At 69.5% G+C, this 19,202-nt stretch carries 16 protein-coding genes; 9 read left to right on the forward strand and 7 right to left on the reverse strand.

What is annotated here, in order from left to right:
• Positions 1-137 precede the first annotated feature (137 nt).
• The 3 genes from OG858_RS17035 to OG858_RS17045 all read right to left on the reverse strand — a co-directional run bounded on the left by OG858_RS17035 (position 138) and on the right by OG858_RS17045 (position 3,663).
• Positions 138-917: an HAD-IIA family hydrolase gene (locus OG858_RS17035; RefSeq protein ID WP_319064942.1), complete on the reverse strand. Its 780-nt coding sequence runs from the start codon at positions 915-917 to the stop codon at positions 138-140.
• A 213-nt stretch (positions 918-1,130) separates the two neighbouring features.
• Positions 1,131-2,003: a cell wall protein gene (locus OG858_RS17040; RefSeq protein ID WP_179201505.1), complete on the reverse strand. Its 873-nt coding sequence runs from the start codon at positions 2,001-2,003 to the stop codon at positions 1,131-1,133.
• Positions 2,004-2,481: 478 nt separating this feature from the next.
• Positions 2,482-3,663: an ROK family transcriptional regulator gene (locus OG858_RS17045; RefSeq protein ID WP_328544750.1), complete on the reverse strand. Its 1,182-nt coding sequence runs from the start codon at positions 3,661-3,663 to the stop codon at positions 2,482-2,484.
• A 56-nt stretch (positions 3,664-3,719) separates the two neighbouring features.
• On the opposite strand from OG858_RS17045, the gene OG858_RS17050 reads away from it, so the two are divergent.
• A complete protein-coding gene (locus OG858_RS17050) occupies positions 3,720-4,805 on the forward strand; it encodes a Gfo/Idh/MocA family protein (RefSeq protein ID WP_328544749.1) in 1,086 nt (361 codons plus the stop codon).
• The gene (locus OG858_RS17055) at positions 4,802-5,296 is read left to right on the forward strand and encodes a heme-degrading domain-containing protein (RefSeq protein WP_408059411.1); all 495 of its coding nucleotides are present in this window, start codon (positions 4,802-4,804) and stop codon (positions 5,294-5,296) included. Before OG858_RS17050 ends, OG858_RS17055 begins: the two co-directional genes overlap by 4 nt.
• A 185-nt stretch (positions 5,297-5,481) precedes the next feature.
• On the opposite strand, the gene OG858_RS17060 is transcribed toward OG858_RS17055, so the two are convergent.
• From OG858_RS17060 to OG858_RS17075, 4 genes are all read right to left on the reverse strand, one after another.
• Entirely contained in the window at positions 5,482-6,339 is an 858-nt protein-coding gene (locus OG858_RS17060) for a fumarylacetoacetate hydrolase family protein (RefSeq protein ID WP_328544748.1), read from the reverse strand.
• A gap of 152 nt (positions 6,340-6,491) precedes the next feature.
• Positions 6,492-7,271 (reverse strand): YidC/Oxa1 family membrane protein insertase, encoded by a 780-nt coding sequence (locus tag OG858_RS17065; RefSeq protein WP_328544747.1) that lies wholly within the window; start codon positions 7,269-7,271, stop codon positions 6,492-6,494.
• A 160-nt stretch (positions 7,272-7,431) separates the two neighbouring features.
• On the reverse strand, positions 7,432-7,761 hold the full coding sequence (locus OG858_RS17070; RefSeq protein WP_408059476.1) for a DUF6412 domain-containing protein: 330 nt from the start codon (positions 7,759-7,761) through the stop codon (positions 7,432-7,434).
• A gap of 57 nt (positions 7,762-7,818) precedes the next feature.
• Positions 7,819-8,529 (reverse strand): class E sortase, encoded by a 711-nt coding sequence (locus OG858_RS17075; RefSeq protein ID WP_328544746.1) that lies wholly within the window; start codon positions 8,527-8,529, stop codon positions 7,819-7,821.
• A 249-nt stretch (positions 8,530-8,778) separates the two neighbouring features.
• Between OG858_RS17075 and OG858_RS17080 the strand changes: the two genes are divergently transcribed.
• The 7 genes from OG858_RS17080 (at position 8,779) to OG858_RS17110 (ending at position 19,155) form a co-directional block, all read left to right on the forward strand.
• Positions 8,779-10,332 (forward strand): glycoside hydrolase, encoded by a 1,554-nt coding sequence (locus OG858_RS17080; RefSeq protein WP_328544745.1) that lies wholly within the window; start codon positions 8,779-8,781, stop codon positions 10,330-10,332.
• Between the two features lie 196 nt (positions 10,333-10,528).
• Positions 10,529-11,548, forward strand: coding sequence for a tetratricopeptide repeat protein (locus OG858_RS17085; RefSeq protein WP_328544744.1), 1,020 nt, complete (start codon positions 10,529-10,531; stop codon positions 11,546-11,548).
• Between the two features lie 177 nt (positions 11,549-11,725).
• Entirely contained in the window at positions 11,726-13,306 is a 1,581-nt protein-coding gene (locus OG858_RS17090; RefSeq protein WP_328544743.1) for an ATP-binding protein, read from the forward strand.
• A 118-nt stretch (positions 13,307-13,424) separates the two neighbouring features.
• Entirely contained in the window at positions 13,425-16,313 is a 2,889-nt protein-coding gene (locus OG858_RS17095) for a Z1 domain-containing protein (RefSeq protein WP_328545329.1), read from the forward strand.
• 54 nt (positions 16,314-16,367) lie between these two features.
• On the forward strand, positions 16,368-16,778 hold the full coding sequence (locus OG858_RS17100; protein ID WP_119580378.1) for a very short patch repair endonuclease: 411 nt from the start codon (positions 16,368-16,370) through the stop codon (positions 16,776-16,778).
• A complete protein-coding gene (locus OG858_RS17105; RefSeq protein WP_119580377.1) occupies positions 16,766-17,761 on the forward strand; it encodes a DNA cytosine methyltransferase in 996 nt (331 codons plus the stop codon). Before OG858_RS17100 ends, OG858_RS17105 begins: the two co-directional genes overlap by 13 nt.
• Positions 17,762-17,772: 11 nt before the next feature.
• Positions 17,773-19,155, forward strand: a complete 1,383-nt coding sequence (locus tag OG858_RS17110; RefSeq protein ID WP_119580376.1) for a DNA cytosine methyltransferase — start codon at positions 17,773-17,775, stop codon at positions 19,153-19,155.
• Positions 19,156-19,202: the final 47 nt, after the last annotated feature.

Raw genomic sequence — 19,202 nt, forward strand, 5'->3', positions numbered from 1 at the left:
CTCCGTACGGGTGTCCGGGGGTTTATCCGTGGTCCAGGTGCGCCCTGAGACCCAGCGGGCTCAGTGGTGGGTCCCTCGGTGATTCAGCTGGCTCAGTGGTGGGTTCAGCAGTGGTTGAGCGGGGCTCAGTAGTGGGTTCAGATGCGGTCGACGAGGTCCGCGATCGAGTTCACGACCTTCGACGGGCGGTACGGGAACTTCTCGATCTGCGCGGAGGTCGTCAGGCCGGTGAGGACGAGGAAGGTCTCCATCCCGGCCTCGATGCCCGCGAGGACGTCCGTGTCCATGCGGTCGCCGATCATCGCGCTGGTCTCGGAGTGCGCGCCGATCGCGTTCAGGCCGGTGCGCATCATCAGCGGGTTCGGCTTGCCCGCGAAGTACGGCTTCTGCCCGGTCGCCTTGGTGATCAGCGCGGCCACGGCACCGGTCGCGGGCAGCGGGCCCTCCGTGGAGGGGCCGGTCTCGTCCGGGTTGGTGGCGATGAACCGGGCGCCGCCGTTGATCAGCCGTACCGCCTTCGTCATGGCCTCGAAGGAGTACGTGCGGGTCTCGCCGAGGACGACGTAGTCGGGCTGGTGATCGGTGAGGACGTACCCGATGTCGTGCAGGGCGGTCGTCAGGCCCGCCTCGCCGATGACGTACGCCGTGCCGCCGGGCCGCTGGTCGTCCAGGAACTGGGCGGTCGCCAGGGCGGAGGTCCAGATGTTCTCCACGGGCACGTCCAGGCCCATGCGGGCGAGGCGGGCGTGCAGGTCACGTGCCGTGTAGATCGAGTTGTTGGTGAGCACCAGGAAGGGGCGCCCGGATTCTCGCAGCCTCTTTATGAAGGCATCGGCGCCCGGGATCGGCACGCCCTCGTGGATGAGCACACCGTCCATGTCGGTGAGCCACGACTCGATGGGCTTGCGCTCTGCCATGTGCGGTCTCCTGCCGGCCTCTGCTGATTCCCGCCATACGTCCGTACACCCGGGTCCGCCCCAACCCTAGTGAGACCTGGCTGAAAAGAGGAGGCCGATCTTGGCCGCTGAGACCGCCCTCATCAGGTCAGCGGAGGTGTGTACGGAAGTGAGGGCGGCCGGTGGGGGCCGGCCCCAGCGGGGAGGCGGTGCGTGGGGGCGGGTGCTCCGAAGTCACCCGGCTCGTCTGCGGACCGTCGCGACCAGCAGACCGCCGGCGGCGGAGAGAAGCAGAAGCCCGGTCACGTACGGCAGTGCCTCGCGCATTCCCGATGCGGCCAGTTCGTCAGGGCGCGCGTCGGGGCGCTGGTCGGGGCGCTCGTCGGGATACGGCCGCGGCTCGCCCCGTACAGCATCTCCGCCCTCCTTCGCCGCCCCGCCACTGTCCTGGCCGCCCTCCTCCTTCTCCCCTTCCGCTTCCTCTCCCTCCTCGCCGTCGGTGATGCGGAAGCGGTAGTCGTTCGACTCCCCCACCCACTCGCTGTCGTCGCCGCGCCGCTCGACCACGGCCGCGTTCGCCACGATGTCGTTCGGTACGGCCGCGTCGGAGGTCAGGGAGAGGCGGACCCTGACGGTGAGGGTGCGGCCGGGCGGCACGGTGAAGCCGGTACCGCCGCCGTCCCCGTCCCCGCCTAGGACACCGACCAGTTCGTCCGAGTCGGTCCGTTCGAAGGTCACCGGCCGGGGGGTCGTGTCCTTGGCGTCGTCGTAGAACTCCAGTTGCGGCTGCGTCCGCTTCAGCATGCGCGCGCCGTCGACCAGTACGACCACCGGGTGGATGTTCCCGCAGGTCCGGGAGGTGGTGTTGGTGAGCTCCAACGCCCAGGTGTGGAAGCCACCGCCGGCGACGTAGGTCGCGGGGCCGCCGCGGATACGGGTCCGGATGGGGAAGGCGCCGCCGTCGGCACCGGCGCAGGTGGGCCGCCGGTCGTCCAGGGCCGCGAGAGGGGGTCCGGGCGCGGGGGCACCGCCGAGCGCCGCCGCGGGACCACTGACGAGGGCGGCTGCGGTGGCGAGGGCAAGGGTCAGACACGTACACAGTCGCATGAACACATGACCATGCCATCTGCCTACAACACGAAGCCCCGCCACGCCTTGGGCCCGCGGGACTGGGACGGAAGACCGCCCGATCAGCGGAACAAAGAGCTGCCCCGGGGCGGGGGCTACGTCTTGGACACCGGGCAGGGACGCATCAGTCCATCTCAGGGGCACGGGGCCATCCGCCAGACACCGGGCACAGGCGCACCGGACCTGTCAGGGGCGCGGGGCCGACCCTCGAACACCGGAGAAGGGGCACACCGGCCCTTCTCAGAGACACGGGGCCATCCGCCAGACACCGGGCAGGGGCGCACCGGCCCTTCTCAGAGACGGGGTCACCTCTTGGACCCCGCGAAGGCCCGCGCCGGTCCTTTCAGGGGCGCGGGGAACTGCGCGAGCAACCACGCACAACCCGCAGCCGCCAGCCGCCCCACTCCCCCGACGGCGAACCGGCGCCCCGAAGAGACCTCACCCGACCGCCCCGTCCTCACCCGTCCGCACGCCCGAACAACGGCGCCAACAGCAACTGAGCAGCCCCCTCCGCAACAGCCGCCCGACCGCCGGAGGCAACCCGCACGGGCACGGCCGGATCCTCCCCCTGCCGCCGAGCCCACTCGTCGAGCACGAACCCCACCCCCCGCACGAACGCGTCGGGATGGGCCTCGACCGTGCGCCCCCCGAGCAGCACGAGTTCGATGTCGAGCAGCCCGACAAGATTCGCGACGCCCGCGCCGAGCACCCGCGCCGCCTCGTCCACGTCCCCCCGCGCCACCGCCGCGAGGCACAGCGCCTCTATGCACCCCCGGTTCCCGCACTCGCACAACGGCCCGTCCAGCTGGACGACCTGATGCCCGAACTCCCCGGCCCGGGTCCGGGCCCCCCGGTGCACCGCCCCGTCGATCACGAGCCCAGCCCCCAGCCCCGTACCGAGGTGGAGGTAGGCGAAGGACCCGTGCGCCCCCGCGACCGCCGCGAGACCGAGCGCCGCCGCGTTGGTGTCCTTGTCCACCACCACCGGCATCCCCAGCCGCCGTGCCAGCGCCGCCCGCAGCGGAAACCCGTCCCACTCCGGGAACCCGGTGACCCGGTGCAGCACGCCGTGCAGATGATCGAGGGGGCCGGGCAGAGCGACTCCGACACCGAGCACGGGGAGGAGAGAGGAGCCGTACGGATCGGGCTCGGCGTCGACCGGCGCCGCGCGACGGCCCTCGCTCGCGCCCGCCAGCAGCGCCTCCACCTCGCGCGCCGCGCCCTCGACCACGGCGTCCGCCCCGGCCCCCAGGTTCAGCGGCGCCCGCCGCTCCGCGACCACCGTGCCGGTCAGGTCACAGAGCACGGCCGTCAGCTCGTCGCGGTCGAGGTGGAGGCCGACCGCGTGCCCGGCGTCGGGCACGAGCCGCAGCACGGTGCGCGGCTTGCCCCCGGTGGACGCCCGGTACCCCGCCTCCGTCAGGAGCCCGTCCGCACGCAGCCGGGCGGTGATCTTGCTGACGGCCTGCGGGGTGAGCCCCGTCCGCTCCGCCAGTTCGAGCCTGCTTATCCCGGCCATCCCGGCGCCGCGCAGCAGGTCGAGCACCAGCGCCCCGTTGTGGCTGCGCAGGGCGAGCAGATTCACGCCGGTCACTCCTGCGGTACGCCCGCTCCCGTTGCCGTTCCGGTTGCCGTTCACACCCCCATTGTCCCTCGCGCTTGCACTTTGGCAACAGCGTTGCTTAAGTGGAGGGTATGACAGGCACCAGCACAGGTAGGACCCCTCGCGTCGCCCTGGTCGGCTACGGCCTCGCCGGCTCCGTCTTCCACGCCCCGCTGATCGCCGCGACGCCGGGCCTGGTCCTCGACACGGTCGTCACATCGAACCCGGAGCGGCAGGCACAGGCCCGCGCCGAGTTCCCCGAGGTGCGGTTCGCGGCCACGGCCGACGAGCTGTGGGACCGGGCGGACGAGCTGGACCTGGTCGTCGTCGCCTCCCCGAACAGGACGCACGTCCCGATCGCCACCGCCGCCCTGGAGGCGGGCCTCGCGGTCGTCGTCGACAAGCCCGTCGCCGGTACGGCGGCCGAGGCGCGCGAGCTGGCCACCCTCGCGGACTCCCGCGGCCTGCTTCTCTCCGTCTTCCAGAACCGCCGCTGGGACAACGACTTCCTGACCCTCCGGAAGCTCCTCGCCGACGGCGAGCTGGGCGAGATCCGCCGCTTCGAGTCCCGCTTCGAACGCTGGCGCCCCCAACTCAAGGGCGGCTGGCGCGAGTCCGGCGACCCGGCAGAGATCGGAGGTCTCCTCTACGACCTGGGCAGCCATGTCGTCGACCAGGCCCTCACCCTCTTCGGCCCCGCAACCCTCGTGTACGCCGAGTCCGACCTCCGCCGCCCCGGCGCCGAGACGGACGACGACACGTTCATCGCCGTCACCCACGCGAGCGGCGTCCGCTCCCACTTCCACGCCTCCGCCGTCACCCCCCGACTCGGCCCGCGCTTCCGCGTGCTGGGCTCCGAGGCGGGCTACGTCAAGTACGGCCTCGACCCCCAGGAAGCAGCCCTCCGAGAAGGCGAGCGCCCCGCCCCCGGCGTCGCCTGGGGCCTGGAGCCCGAAGGCCTCTGGGGCCGCGTCGGCGCCGGCGACTCCCCCCTGACCGACGGCGGCCGCCCCGTCCCGACCCTCCCGGGCGACTACCCCGCGTACTACACGGCCGTGGCCGCCGCCCTGCACGGCACCGGCGAGAACCCGGTCACGGCACACGAGGCGGCCGCCGCGCTGGACGTACTGGAGGCGGCGCGCAGGTCGGCGAGCGAAGGCGTGGCGGTGAAGCTGTGACTGTGACAAGCGACGCCACCACCCCCACCGTCCCGAGCATCGACGAACTCGAAGCCCAGGAACGCCGTCTGGTGCTCCCCCGGTTCACGTACGAGGACGCCTGGACCCTGGGCTCCCTGCTGGTGGACCTGGCCCGCGAGCGCGACGCCCCCGTCGCCGTCGACATCCGCCGCGGCCCCCAACAGCTCTTCCACGCCGCCCTCCCCGGCTCGACCCCGGACAACGACGCCTGGATCGACCGCAAACGCCGCGTCGTGGAGCGCTACGCCAACTCCTCCTACCTCGTCGGCGCCCGCTTCCGGGCCAAGGGCACGACCTTCGAAGCCTCGTCCCGCCTGGACCCCGACCACTACGCGGCCCACGGCGGCTCCTTCCCCCTGGCGGTGGAGGGAGCGGGCGTGATCGGCACGGTCACGGTCTCGGGCCTGCCCCAACTGGAGGACCACACGATGGTGGTGGAGGCCCTGGAACGCTTCAAGGACACGCTGTAGCCACGGAGTTCGGACCGCGCCCCTTGTCTTCCAGGGGCGCGGCGAACTACGCGGTGCCTTGGGGCCGAGGAGAACTGCACGCTCTTAGGGGCGCGGGGAACTGCGCGACAAGCCACAACGAACCCGCAGCCGCCAACACCCCACAGCCCCCAACCCCTTAGGCACCCGGCCCCCAAGCGGAGCGCCTACGCATCCTTGAATTCCTGCCTCTGCCGCCCAAGCCCGTCGATCTCCAGCTCGACCACAGCCCCGGCCCGAAGGAACGGCTTCGGCTCGGGCTCCCCCAGAGCCACCCCCGCCGGCGTCCCCGTGTTGATGACATCCCCGGGATAGAGCGTCATGAACTGACTGACGTACCGCACGACCTCACTCACCGCGAAGATCTGCTCCCCGGTGGTCCCGTCCTGCTTCAACTCCCCGTTGACCCACAGCCGCAGCCCCAGCTTCTGCGGATCGGGAACCTCGTCCGCGGTCACCAGCCACGGCCCCAGCGGATTGAACGTCTCGCAGTTCTTGCCCTTGTCCCACGTGCCCCCGCGCTCCAGCTGGAACTCCCGCTCGGACACGTCGTGCGACACGGCGTACCCGGCGACATGCGCGAGCGCCGCCTCACGCGACTCGACGTACCGGGCCGTACGCCCGATCACGACCGCGAGCTCGACCTCCCAGTCGGTCTTGGTCGACCCACGGGGCACGAGCACCGTGTCGTGGGGCCCGACCACCGTGTCCGCCGCCTTGAAGAAGATCACCGGCTCGGCGGGCGGCTCGGCCCCCGTCTCACGCGCGTGGTCGTGGTAGTTGAGCCCGATGCAGACGATCTTGCCGATACGGGCGACCGGCGGCCCGATCCGCAGCCCCGCCCCGTCCAGGACGGGCAGCTCACCGCTCTCGGCCGCCGCCCGGACCCGCCCGAGCGCCTCCTCGTCCGCGAGCAGCGTGCCGTCGATGTCCGGCACGACGCCCGACAGGTCCCGCAGGACTCCTTCGGCGTCGAGCAGCGCGGGGCGCTCCGCACCCGCCGTACCGACTCGCAGCAGCTTCATGGTCGCCATCTCCCTCGATCGTCCGCAGCCCGACCGATGGGTGCAGCCATCGGAGGACTGGTCGATCCTCCAAGCTCACGGTCCACTCCGCAATACCTGGTTCACGGACTGGACCGCTCCCGCCACAGGCCCAGGCCAGGCCCAGGCCGGGTCTACCGGGCGACGGCCGCCGCCGGCGCGCCCGCGGCGGCCCCGGCCGCGGGCAGGGGGTAGAGGAACGCCCGCTCCACCGCACTCCACGTCGTACTGGTCACCACGTACAACGCGGCCGCCAGCGGCACCACCGCCACGCTGACCAGCGTGAAGAAGGACATGAACGGCATGAACTTGCTGACGGCTCCCATGCTCGCCGCCATCCCGGGCATCTGCTCGTCCGACACGGCCGGCATCCCGGCCGTACCCGCCGCCATCATCCGCTTCGTACGCCGGAAGTTGAACACCGCGACCCCCGTGACGATCACGAACAGCCCCACATAGACGAGCCCCTGCGGCCCGAACACGCCGCCGTCTCCCAGCGCGTCGTGCCAGCGGTCGCCGAGCGGGGCCGCGAAGAGCTTGTGGGTGAGGAGGGCGTTGGCCTCGCCGCCGATGGTCCGGTTGGAGAACAGGTGGTAGAGGAGGAAGAAGGCCGGGAGCTGGCAGAGGCTGGGCAGGCAGCCGGACAGCGGCGACACCTTCTCCTTCGTGTGCAGCTCCAGCATGGCCTTCTGCAGCTTCTCCGGGTTCTTCGCGTGCTTCTTCCGCAGCTCCGCGATCTGCGGCTGCAACGCGACCCGCGCCCGCTGCCCCCGCGCCGCCGCCCGGGACAGGGGGTGCACGAGCAGTCGTACGAGTGCTGTGAACAGGACGATCGCGACGGCCGTCGCGGAGGCGTGGAACAGCGGCTGGAGCAGATCGGCGAGGTGCGCGACAAGGTCGGCGAAAACGGACATGGGTGGGAGCCCTCCAGGGGTCTCGTCGTGCCAGGAAGTCGTCAATCCGGAGACGCGACGTCGTTCGGTGACGTCGTCGGGTGATGTCGTCCGGTGACCGGGGCATGGCGCGACGGCCCGCGAGAAGGGGCACGTGCAGTCAGGTGGCTGGGAGCGTGCCCTACGCGGTGGCCGTCAGGAGGGCACGTCCGGGCGCCCTGGGCCGCGTACGGCCGCGTGCGTCGGGATCGCGTTGGGACAGGAACGCCGTACGGCGCTCACGGTCCCGTATGGCTGTCCGTACGCGTGTACGGGGTACGACGGGCGCGCAGCGCGAGGCGATCACCGCGCAGGCGGCGAACGCGGAGCCGGCGGCGGCGGTCGCGGCGAAGGCGACGGCCGCGGAGAGCGTGCCGCTGTCGAGGACGGCGACCTCGAAGAGGAGCAGCAGAAGGATCGCGGCGGGACGTGCACCGACCCAGTCACGGATCACGGCTCTCCCCCTCTCCATTCGGTCGCGGCTCACCCGGACTCACGGGCCCACTCGGGCGTACTCGCACACATGCTCTCATCTCAGCCGCACCGAGCGCAGCTTCCCCCAGACTACGAGGCGGTACGTGGAGGTGTACTCGGGAGTGCAGGTGGTGAGCGTGAGGTAGTGGCCGCGCTCGCCGTACCCGTACGACGGCCGCACGTCGCTGCGCGGGACGGACCGCAGGACCCCGCCGTCGCCGGGCGCGGTCTGCGGGAGCGTCCGGTCGACGACGTACGTGTGGACGGCGTCCCGGGTCTCGACGCGGACCTCGTCGCCGGGTTCGAGCCGGTCGAGGTGGCGGAAGGGCTCGCCGTGGGTGTTGCGGTGCCCGGCGAGCGCGAAGTTCCCGGGCCGGCCCGGCTGCGCGGTTCCCGGGTAGTGCCCTGCGTACCCCTTGTCGAGAACGTCCGCCCGGCCGACCCCCTCGGCGATGGGCACTCGGAGGCTGAGGCGAGGGACGACGAGGACGGCGTAGGCCTCGGCCGGGCGGGGCGACGCGGACGGACTGGCGAGCGGGGCCGGGGCGGCGAGCGGTACCGGCCCCGGCCCCGCGTCGCTCTCTCCCGCAGCCGACCGCTCCCTCCCCCAATCCCTCTCCAGCGCGGCCACCTCCCGAGCCGCCCCCTCCTGGGCCTGCCTGTTGGTCCACCACAGCTGATGGGCGACGAAGAGCAGGAGGACGAGTCCGAGGGTGACGGCGCCCTCGGCGGCGATCCAGAGCGCGCGGGGGTGGGCGACTTTCATCTCCCCTTCTCACAACCCTTGAAAGAAATAGGAGAAAGCGCTGTCACACCTCTCGACAACCTCACCTTTCACCCCTGACTCTTCCGATGTCGCTACCAGCAGTTGTCCCCACTGAGCAGTTGTTCGCACTGAGTAGTTGTCTGCACTGAAGTAACTGAAGTAGTTGTCTGCACTGAGCAGTTCGGAAGGTGGCCGGCCCCCCAACCCCACCTTTCCCTCCCTTCGGCACCCGCATCCCCCGGAGCTGACATGACTGCATCCCCCGACCCCAAGGACGACCAGGCGAGACCGGCCACACAGACCCCGGCGGCCGAAGGCCCCCCGACGGCCTTCGGCCGCAGAGCCCTCCTGGCCGCGGCAGGCGGCGCGGTGGTGGGCACCGCCCTCGGCACAGGCACGGCACACGCGGACGCGACCATCGCGATCAACCCGGCCACGAAGTACGGCACCTGGGAGGGCTGGGGCACCTCGCTCGCCTGGTGGGCCAACGTCTTCGGCGCCCGGGACGACTTCGCCGACCTGTGGTTCACCACCAAGACGACGACGTACAACGGCACGGCCCTGCCCGGCCTGGGCATGAACATCGCCCGCTACAACCTCGGCGCGTGCAGCTCGAACTCGATCGCCGGCGAGTCGATGGTCAAGTCCGCCAACATCCCCGCCTTCAAGCAGATCGAGGGCTTCTGGCAGGACTACACCAACGAGAACCCGACCTCCTCGGCCTGGAAATGGACGGCGGACACCAACCAGCGCGCGGCCCTGACGAAGGCGGTGGCGCGCGGAGCGACGACCGAGCTCTTCGCGAACTCCCCCATGTGGTGGATGTGCTCGAACCACAACCCCTCGGGCGCCTCCAGCGGCGGCAACAACCTCCAGACCTGGAACTATCGCCAGCACGCCTCCCACCTGGCCGCGACGGCCCTGTACGCGAAGAACAACTGGGGCGTGAACTTCGCGACGGTCGACCCCTTCAACGAGCCGGCGGCCTCCTGGTGGACGGCGACCGGCACCCAGGAGGGCTGCCACATGGACCCGGCGGTCCAGGCCGCCGTACTCCCGTACATGCGCAGCGAGTTGGACGCCCGCGGCCTGACGTCGGTCCGTATCTCGGCCTCCGACGAGACGAACTACGACACGGCCCGCTCGACATGGAACTCCTTCGGCGCTTCCACGAAGGCCCTGGTCAGCCAGGTGAACGTACACGGCTACCAGGGCGCGAACGGCCGCCGCGACCTCCTCTACACGGACGTGGTCACCACCGCCGGCAAGAAACTCTGGAACTCGGAGACGGGCGACAGCGACGGCACGGGCTGGACCCTCGCCCGCAACCTCTGTTACGACTTCCGCTGGCTGCACCCCACGGCCTGGGTCTACTGGCAGGTGATGGACCCGACGGCGGGCTGGGCGATGATCGCGTACGACGCGAACACGCTCCAGCCGACGACAGTCCAGACCAAGTACTACGTAATGGCACAGTTCAGCCGCCACATCCGCCCGGGAATGACCATCCTGGACGCGGGCTCCAGCTACACGGCGGCGGCGTACGACGCGGCGGCCAAGCGCCTGGTGATCGTGGCGATCAACACCGCGTCGTCTGCCCAGACCTTCACCTTCAACCTCTCGGGCTTCACGACGGTGACCGGCGGCACGAACGGCCTGGTCCCCCGCTGGAACACCCACACCTCGGGCGGCAGCGACCGCTACCGCGCGTACTCGGACACCCGTCTGAGCGGCAAGTCGGTGGCGGTGCCGTTCGCGGCGGGGGCGGTGCAGACGCTGCAGATCGACGGGGTGACGATCTAAAGAGCCGACCGGAGTCGACGAAGCCGAGCGCGGGCGCGCGGGCCGGGGCCACCCCCGGCCCGCGCCCCAGCTCGGGGCGGCCCGGCGCGGAGGACGCTCTCGCTTCCCGCGCCGCCCTGGCCTGCTCCCCGCACCCCTGTCCCTACCTCAACCCGTCCCTCACCTCCGCCCCCCATCGGGCAGTACCGTGTCGTCCATGCGCCCCGACACGCCTGCCGAGAACGTCGACCACAACGCCGAAGCGGCACGCCTGGAGCGGACCGCCGACCTCTACCCGGAGGACGCCGAGCACCTGCTCCTGCAGGCCGCCGCCCACCGGGAACTCTCCGGCGACCGCCCCACCGCGACAGCCCTCTACGACCGCCTACTGTCGTCGTCCGTCCCTCTCGACAACCCCCACCTCGTACGAGCGCTGAAAGCCTCCAACCTCTGGGAGTACGGCCACGAGGCGGAGGCCCGCGCGATCATCGCCGGAGTCCGCGCAGCCGCCCCCCGGGACCCGGCCCCCTGGGTCATCGTCGCCGAGGCCCTGGAATCCCATGACGAGCTGGAAGCGGCTCAGGACACCTTCACGGCAGCCGCGACCCTCCTCCTGACAGACGTCCCGGAGCCCCCCTACGCCACCCGCGCCCTGCTCTTCGGCCGCCACCGGGTCCGCCGCATGCTCGGCTCGCCCCACGACGAGTGGGACGCCCTGGCGGACACCCTCCACTCGTCCTCGGTCTCCCTGGACGAACTGCACGACCCGAAGCGCGTGTGGTCCCTGGGCTCGGACAACCCGGCGGAGTTGCAGGCCGAAATCTCCCGCCTCCGGGCAGAGTTGGGCGCGTACCGCGAGGCCCTGTCCCGCCCGTTCCCGGTAGCGGTCCTCCACTGGCCGGCGAACGAACTGAGCGAACTGGTAACGGCGTACCCGGGCCTCTCCACCGAATACCCGTCCCACGAGGAACACCTCGCGACCATAGAGTCCTCGCTACGAGAGCTCTCCTCCTCAGGCACCCCGAACCTGGGCATCGTCACGGGAACGGTCCCGTCGTACGAAGCCTTCGCCGCCTCGGAGGGCTCGTCCCCGGCCGACGCGACGCTGCTACCGCAGTACGCGACGACGCTGGCGGCGCGGGGGTTGGCGGTGGAGTGGCCGCCGCAGCGGGGGGCGGGTTGTTGGTGCGGATCGGGTGACGCGTACACGACGTGCCACGGGAGCCCGGAAGTCTGATCCCAGCAGTGCTCCGCTGCCTGGTTCGGCCACTGGAACTCTTATCGGAATTTCGGCCCTAGCTGTTCCAATTCCGCCACTCCATCACAACTCGTTCGCGCTAGTGTCACGTCCAACAGCTGAATTGGCATGCCCGCACACATTCCGGGCATGTCCCCGCCCGCGAGGAACACCCGTATGCCGCCATACCAGCCGTCTTCGGACTGGCAGTTCGACGTACCCACCAGCGGAAGCAAGCGGCTCCCACCGGCTGCCAGGTCGTTCGAGTCGCTCGCGCACCAGGGCTACGGCTTCGAGGCAGCCATCGCCGACCTGATCGACAACTCCATCGACGCAGGAGCCCACAACGTCGTCGTGAGTTTCGTCCGGGACACCGGCGACCGTGGCGGACGAGACCGCCTCGTCGGCCTGCTCGTCATCGACGACGGCCACGGCATGGACGAGGCGGACTTGGACACGGCGATGACGGTCGGCGGGCGCGCCGTGTACGCCGCAGGCGCCCTCGGGCACTTCGGCGCCGGGCTGAAGGCGGCCTCGCTCTCGCACGCCGACGCACTCACCGTCATCAGCCGGACCAAGCGCAGCCCGTCGGCCGGCCGCCGCTGGCTCACCGCCCGCGCGCAGGCCGACTTCACCTGCGACATCGTCGACGCGACGTACTGCCAGAACCTGGTCGACCGTTACGACGGCGTCATCGGCTGGCACGGCGCGATCATCCGCTGGGATCATGTCCGCGCGTTCGAGACCATCACGGCCGGGCAGACCGACCGCTACCTCAACGACGCCATCGAACGGCTCGAAACCCACCTGGGTCTCTACCTCCACCGCTTTCTGGCCCGCGACGACTTCAACATCGACATCGTCGTCGAGGATGTCCACACCCGGGAGGAGTTGGACCACCGAGGTGTGGAACCTATCGACCCCTTCGGCTACCGCGTTCCAGGCCGCGCCGGTTATCCCCGTACATATGTCGCCCCCGTCGAGGGCGTCGGCGACGTCGCGCTCACGGCTCACATATGGCCGCCCAAGTCGCCGCTCGTGGCCTACCGAGGTATCGGCCCGCTCGCCGAACGCCAGGGCTTCTACCTGTACCGCAACGACCGGCTTGTCCAAGCCGGCGGCTGGAACGACACCCGCAGCCCGGAGGGCCACCTCCCCCTCGCCCGGATCGCCGTGGACCTGCCGCCCGAGCCCAACGACGTGTTCGCCCTGACCGTCAAGAAGGACGGCGTCCAGGTGACCCCGGCCTTCGCCCGAGGGCTCGAGCAGGCGGTCGCCCCCACGACCGGCCACACCTTCACCGAGTACGTCCACGATGCCGAGGCGACCTACCGTGAAGCCGCCAAGCGGCGTACCGAGGTCAAGCGCCCGGTCGTCATCCCGCCCGGGAAGGGAATCGACCCGAAGTTGAAGCGGACACTGCGGGACGAGCTGCCGCAACTGGAGGGCGACGACCCCATCGCCTTCACCTGGGCCAGGCTCGATGTTCCGCCCGGTGTCGACTCCGCCGAACTGCTCTTCACTATCGACCACAAGGAGCGCTTGGTCGTCCTCAACAAGGACTACCGGCATGCCTTCAACGGCGGGCGGCGCGGGGGCTCCAACGACGCCCCGGTCCTCAAGAGCCTCCTCTATCTGATGCTCAACGAGATCTTCCAGAAGGAGCGGGTCTGGGCCAACCAGACCGACAAGGTCACCCTGTGGAACAGCGTGCTCGTCGCCGCGGTACAGGCCGAACTCGCCCGCGCCGAGGCTTAGTCCTCCTCTCTCCCTCGCATCCTCCCGTACGTCAGAGAGGCCACCAGCCGCCGTGACCGCCGAGAACACGCCCGCCCCCGACCACCTCACCGATCTCCACGGCGAGGTTCTGGACGCGATGAGTCGTCGCGGCCCCAAGCACTTCGCCAAGCTGGCTTTCGTCCTGGCCGACACCGACGAACCGGCCGACATGAACATGTCCCACTTCCGGGATCGCATCCTGACTGCGGGCACTGGCGACGAACTCTTCGCTCTCTGGAGCCGCAAGCTCACTGCTTGGGACTTTGAACAGTCCCCCACCTGGTCCGCCACCGCGCCCCGCACTCCAGAGCGCCGCACCGAGGTCTACGACAAGCTCGCGTTCGGCGCGGATCTACGCAAGGCGCTCGACGTGGCCGTCCCGGTCCACAAAGAACCGGGTCCCGTCACCATCAGCCGTGAGTTCCAGCCCTGGTACACCCGGGAGCAGGCAGCGAACCGCTCTTTCTACTGGACTTCGTACGAGCGGCTGCTACGTCGCAAGGACTGGAACGACACAGCGGTCTCCAGCCTGGATGAGGCGGCCCATGCGGTCGTGGAGCGGCTCGCCGACCCCACCCGTGACGACCCATACGGCGCGCGAGGACTGGTGGTCGGCTACGTACAGTCCGGCAAAACCGCCAATTTCACCGGCGTCACGGCCAAAGCCATCGACGCGGGCTACCGCCTGGTGATCATCCTTGGCGGCACTCTGAACCTGCTCCGCGGCCAGACCCAGCGCCGCCTCGACATGGAACTGATCGGCCAGGAGAACATCCTCGGCGCCGCCGACCCGACCGACCCGGACGCCCTGGTCGACATCGACTACCAGGACGACGAGGACTGGCCCACGAAGTTCGTCTCGTTCGGTGCCCGCCCCTCCGTGCTCGGCGCCTTCGACATCGAGCGTCTGACCTCTCGCGACCGTGACTACATGGCACTGGAGCGCGGCATCAGTGCCCTGGAGTTCGAGAAGCCGGACCGCACCCGTCCCCTGTACGACCCGGCGAACCTGCATGCGGCCCGCGCCCGCGTGATGGTCGTGAAGAAGAACAAGTCGGTGCTGGAGAAGCTTGTCAGAGACCTCAAGAAGATAGGCCCGATCCTCGGCGAGATACCGGCCTTGATCATCGACGACGAGTCGGACCAGGCCTCGGTGAACACGACGAACCCGAAGAAGTGGGAGGACGGCAAGGTCACCCGCACCGCGATCAACGGCCAGATCAGCAAGCTCCTCAAGCTCCTGCCACGCGCCCAGTACGTCGGCTACACCGCGACTCCCTTCGCCAACGTGTTCATCGACCCGGGCGACGAGGAAGACCTCTTCCCACGCGACTTCCTGATCTCCCTTCCCCGTCCCACCGGCTACATGGGCGTTCAGGACTTCCACGACCTGGACCCCGTCGACGACAGCGAAGGCGAGGCCGAGAAGAAGCATGTCCGAGGTATCTACGACTCCACGGGCGACCGACTCCAGGAAGCCCTGGACGCCTTTGTCCTCACCGGCGCTCTGAAGCTCTACCGGGAGGAACACGGCGTCCCCTCCGAATCGTTCCGGCACCACACGATGCTCGTGCACGAATCGGTCCGCATGGCCGAACACGCGGCGCTCGCCCTGCGCATCAACACCATGTGGCACAACGCCGCGTACACGGGCCCGGAGGGTCACACACGCCTGGCATCCCTCTTCGACAAGGACTTCCACACCCACGCGGACGGCTCCCTGCCCACTCCCACGACCTACGCGGACCTCAAGCCGTATGTTTCTCAGGCCCGCCGTCTCATCAACCAGGGCGGCAGTCCCGTCATGGTCATCAATGGTGAGAGCGAGCGCGACTACGCCCAGCCCGACCTGGACTTCGACCGCACGCCGAACGTCTGGAAGATCCTCGTCGGCGGCACCAAGCTGTCCCGTGGCTTCACCGTCGAGGGCCTGACGATCACGTATTACCGCCGCACGACGCAACAGGCCGACACCCTGATGCAGATGGGCCGCTGGTTCGGCTTCCGGCCCGGCTACCGCGACCTCGTGCGCCTCTACATCGGCCGAGAGGAGGCCCTCGGCCGCGGCCGCAACGCCAAGACGGTCGACCTGTACGAGGCCTTCGAGGCGATCTGCCGAGACGAGGAACTCTTCCGCGCCGAGCTGGCCCGCTACGCCCCCTTGGTGGACGGCCGCCCGCAGGTCACCCCCGCCCAGATCCCGCCGCTGGTGGCCCAGCATCTGCCGTGGGTGAAGCCGTCGGCTCGGAACAAGATGTTCAACACGGAGTTGGTGGAGGTACGGTCACCCGGGTCCTGGGTGGAGCCGACCGCCTACCCGGAAACCCCGGAGGGGCTGGCACACAACACCGAGTGCTGGGAGCCGGTGCTCGCCGCGCTGGGCCAGAACCCTGTGCGTCTTTCGGTCGGGGACGGCCCCATGTACGAAGCGCGCGTAGGGGCGGTCTCGCACGAGACCCTCACAAAGGTGCTGTGCGACCTACAGTGGTCGATTCCGAGCCAGTTCTCGCCGCACCTGGAGTTCCTGCTCGGGGCAGGGCAGCAGGCGACGACGATCGACGACTGGCTCGTGATCACGCCCTTGCAGACCTCCGCCAGGCGCGTGGAGGCCCGCATCCTGGGGCACGGCCCGTTCACCCCGGCCCGCCGTACCCGCCGACGGGGCTCGCTCTTCAGCGCGCTCAGCGAGCCCAAGCACCGCGCCGCCGCCCTGCGCGTCGCAGGCGCTGTCGAGACGGCTGGTAACGCAACGGTCGAGCAGCACGTCCGCCCGCGCCGAGGCGCATTGTTGCTCTACCCGGTGGTCGAGTCCGAGCCCCGACTCACCTCCGGCGGGGCGCTGGACCCTGGTGACCTCGTGATGGCCTTCTCCTTCGTTGCCCCGAAGTCGTCGGCGGGATCCGAGCGCCCGCTGGTCCGGTTCCGTGCAATCGACTCGAGCCGGCCGGATGCGGTCGTCATCGGCCGAGACAGCATGGATTCTTGAGGCCTGACAGCATTGGACGACATGAGGCCCTCCTCGCCCGGCGTCTCAGCACGCATGTCCCGCCAGGCCAGCAAGGACACGAGCGCCGAACTGGCCGTGCGGCGCCTGCTGTACGCGGCGGGCATGCGCTATCGCGTGGAATACCCGGTGCCGGGCATGGCGCGGCGGCGCATCGACGTGGCCTTCACCCGAGCCAAGGTGGCCGTTCTGATCGACGGGTGCTTCTGGCACGGGTGCCCAGAACACGCTACGCATCCGAAGTCCAACGCGGAGTGGTGGCGCAAGAAGCTGGACCGGAACATGGCCCGCGATCGGGAGACGACGGAGCACCTGACCGCGGCGGGGTGGATGGTGTTGCGGTTCTGGGAGCATGAGGCCCCTGAGGAAGTGGCCGTGCGAGTGGGGGCAACTGTGCAACAGCGTCTGACAGAACTGGCAAGGGGGCGTGAAAAGTGGGGGGACTGACCTTCGTGGACGTGTGTTCCGGGGCGGGTGGTCTGGCTCTCGGTCTGGAGCAGGCGGGATTCGAGTCACGCCTGTTGCTGGACGACGACGAGGTCGCCGTCAAAACTCTGCGGACCAATCGACCGCGGTGGAACGTACTGCAAGCCGATCTGTTGGACTTCGACCCGTCCGAACACCCCGTGAGCTACGACGTCGATCTTCTCGCGGCGGGCCTACCACGGGTGAAGTCGAGCGCGACCGTCAGGCGGACGGATTCGGGTATGGAGGAGCGGCTGCTGGAGGCCACGGTCTACCTCGTCCATGCGATCAGACCTCGGGCGATACTCATCGAGAACGTTCCCGGGCTCGCTCACTCGGACGAGTATCAGCAGTTCCGTGATTTCGCCCGAGCCGAACTGGCACACCTGGGCTACGAGTTCAGTTGGTTCGTCGTGAACGCCGCCGACTTCGGCGTACCGCAGAACCGCAAGCAGGGCGTCCTGGTAGCCGTCGAGCGGCAGCAGGCCAAGGCATTCCAGCCGCCGGCACCGACCGTGCAGCAGCCGACGACGGTCGGCGCTGCCTTGGGAACGTCCATGGCGTCACGCGGTTGGCAGGACGCCGCCCGTTGGGCCGCCCAAGCCGATCAACCGGCTCCGACGCTGGTCGGCGGCTCGAAGAATCGGGGCGGTGCTGACCTGGGGCCGACGGGAGCCAAGCGGAAATGGGCGACCATGGGCGTCAACGGTCACACCGTGGGTGACGAGATCCCCGGCGCGGATTTCGTGTGGAACCCCGAGCTTGGCAGGGACAACATGGTGAAAATCACGTCGGCACAGGCGGCGCTACTGCAGGGGTTCCCTGAAACATGGGAGATCGCAGGGCTCAAGACCGCCCGGTACCGTCAGATCGGGCACGCGACGCCGCCGCCCGTCGGAAGGGCTCTGGGCCGGGCCATCGCCAAGGCCCTGAATGGGGATCCAGCAGCCTCTGCGGCCGGCTAGACTTCCGCCACATGACCAGCGCGGCACCACACCAGTCCATCCTCGACAAACCCTTTGTCCTGGATCTCTTCGCGGGGCCCGGAGGACTGGATGTCGCCGGACACGCGCTCGACATCCCGAGTCTCGGTATCGAGTGGGACAAGAGCGCCTGTCTGACGCGGTACGCGGCTGGGCTGGACACCCTTCACGGCGATGTGAGCGCGGTGCGTAGAGATGCCTTCGAGTCACTGCCACCGGAGATCAATGTGCTGGCCGGCGGGCCTCCTTGCCAGACCTACTCGGTGGCTGGGCACGGCGCTGGGCGTAAGAACTTGAACAAGGTCAAGGAGTACATCGAGCGACTGACGGCGGGCGAATCCGACGAGGCGATCGACGAGGATCTGAAGACTCTCAGCGATCCCCGCACCGCGCTGGTCCTTGAACCCCTCCGATACGCCATTCAGGCAACCAGGAGCCCGAACCGGGAGAAGCGCCCGTACGACGTCATCGTCCTGGAGCAGGTCCCCGCGGTCGAAGAGCTCTGGCTCCACTACGCCAAGGTGCTACAGGGGGCGGGCCTTCCGGACGGCACCAAGTACAAGGTCGTTGTCGGCCGCCTCGACACCGAGACCTACGGCGTGCCTCAGAAGCGATCCCGCGCGGTATTGATCGCTCGTCGTGAAGGGCTCGCCGCGCCTTCGCTTCCCGTGCCGACCCACCGTTCCTACGAGGCGAAGGAATGGAACCGTAGGAGCGAGGACGACCAGGCCTCAACAGGCCAGGCTCATCAGCCGACCCTCGACGAGGGCACGACACCAGGAACCGAAGAACGCGGGGAAACCGGTGACAAGGGCCTGCGACCCTGGAGGTCGATGGGTGACGTGCTCGCCGACCCGGTGGGTACACATCCGGGACGCGCCACTCCTTTCCTCGTCCGCTCGAACTACGGCAGCTCCGGGATCCCTGGGAGGCGCGGGGTACGGAGCGATCGACAGCCCGCGTTCACCGTCACCGGTCGCATCTCCCGCTTCGTGGTCTTCCAACACCTCGACGCGAACATCGTCTACGAGGGCGCGCGGTTCAGCATGAACGAGGCGGGGATGCTGCAGAGCTTCCCGCCGGACTATCCGTGGTCCGGTAAGGCACAGTCCCAGCAGGTGGGCAACGCCGTGCCGCCTCTGTTCGGAGCGCACCTGCTGAGCGCCGCACTCGGGCTCCCCCCGCTGGATCCCGATGCGTTGAGGGAGCCGTGGCAGCCGGCCACGGAGGAACAGCGGGCGAAGCTGCGAAGTCAAGGCTGTGGGGCCGCCGATGCCTGCACGGACATGTGCCCACGACCCGAGGATCAGGCACCGCCACCCTCCACCGAGCGCCCACGCAAGAGCAACAAGAACAACTCGGAGACATCGGAGTAGCACGGGGAGCGTGTCCGTGAAGATCCTTCACAGACACGCTCCCCGTC

It is taken from the genome of Streptomyces europaeiscabiei, from assembly GCF_036346855.1.
GTDB classification, from domain to species: Bacteria; Actinomycetota; Actinomycetes; order Streptomycetales; family Streptomycetaceae; genus Streptomyces; species Streptomyces europaeiscabiei.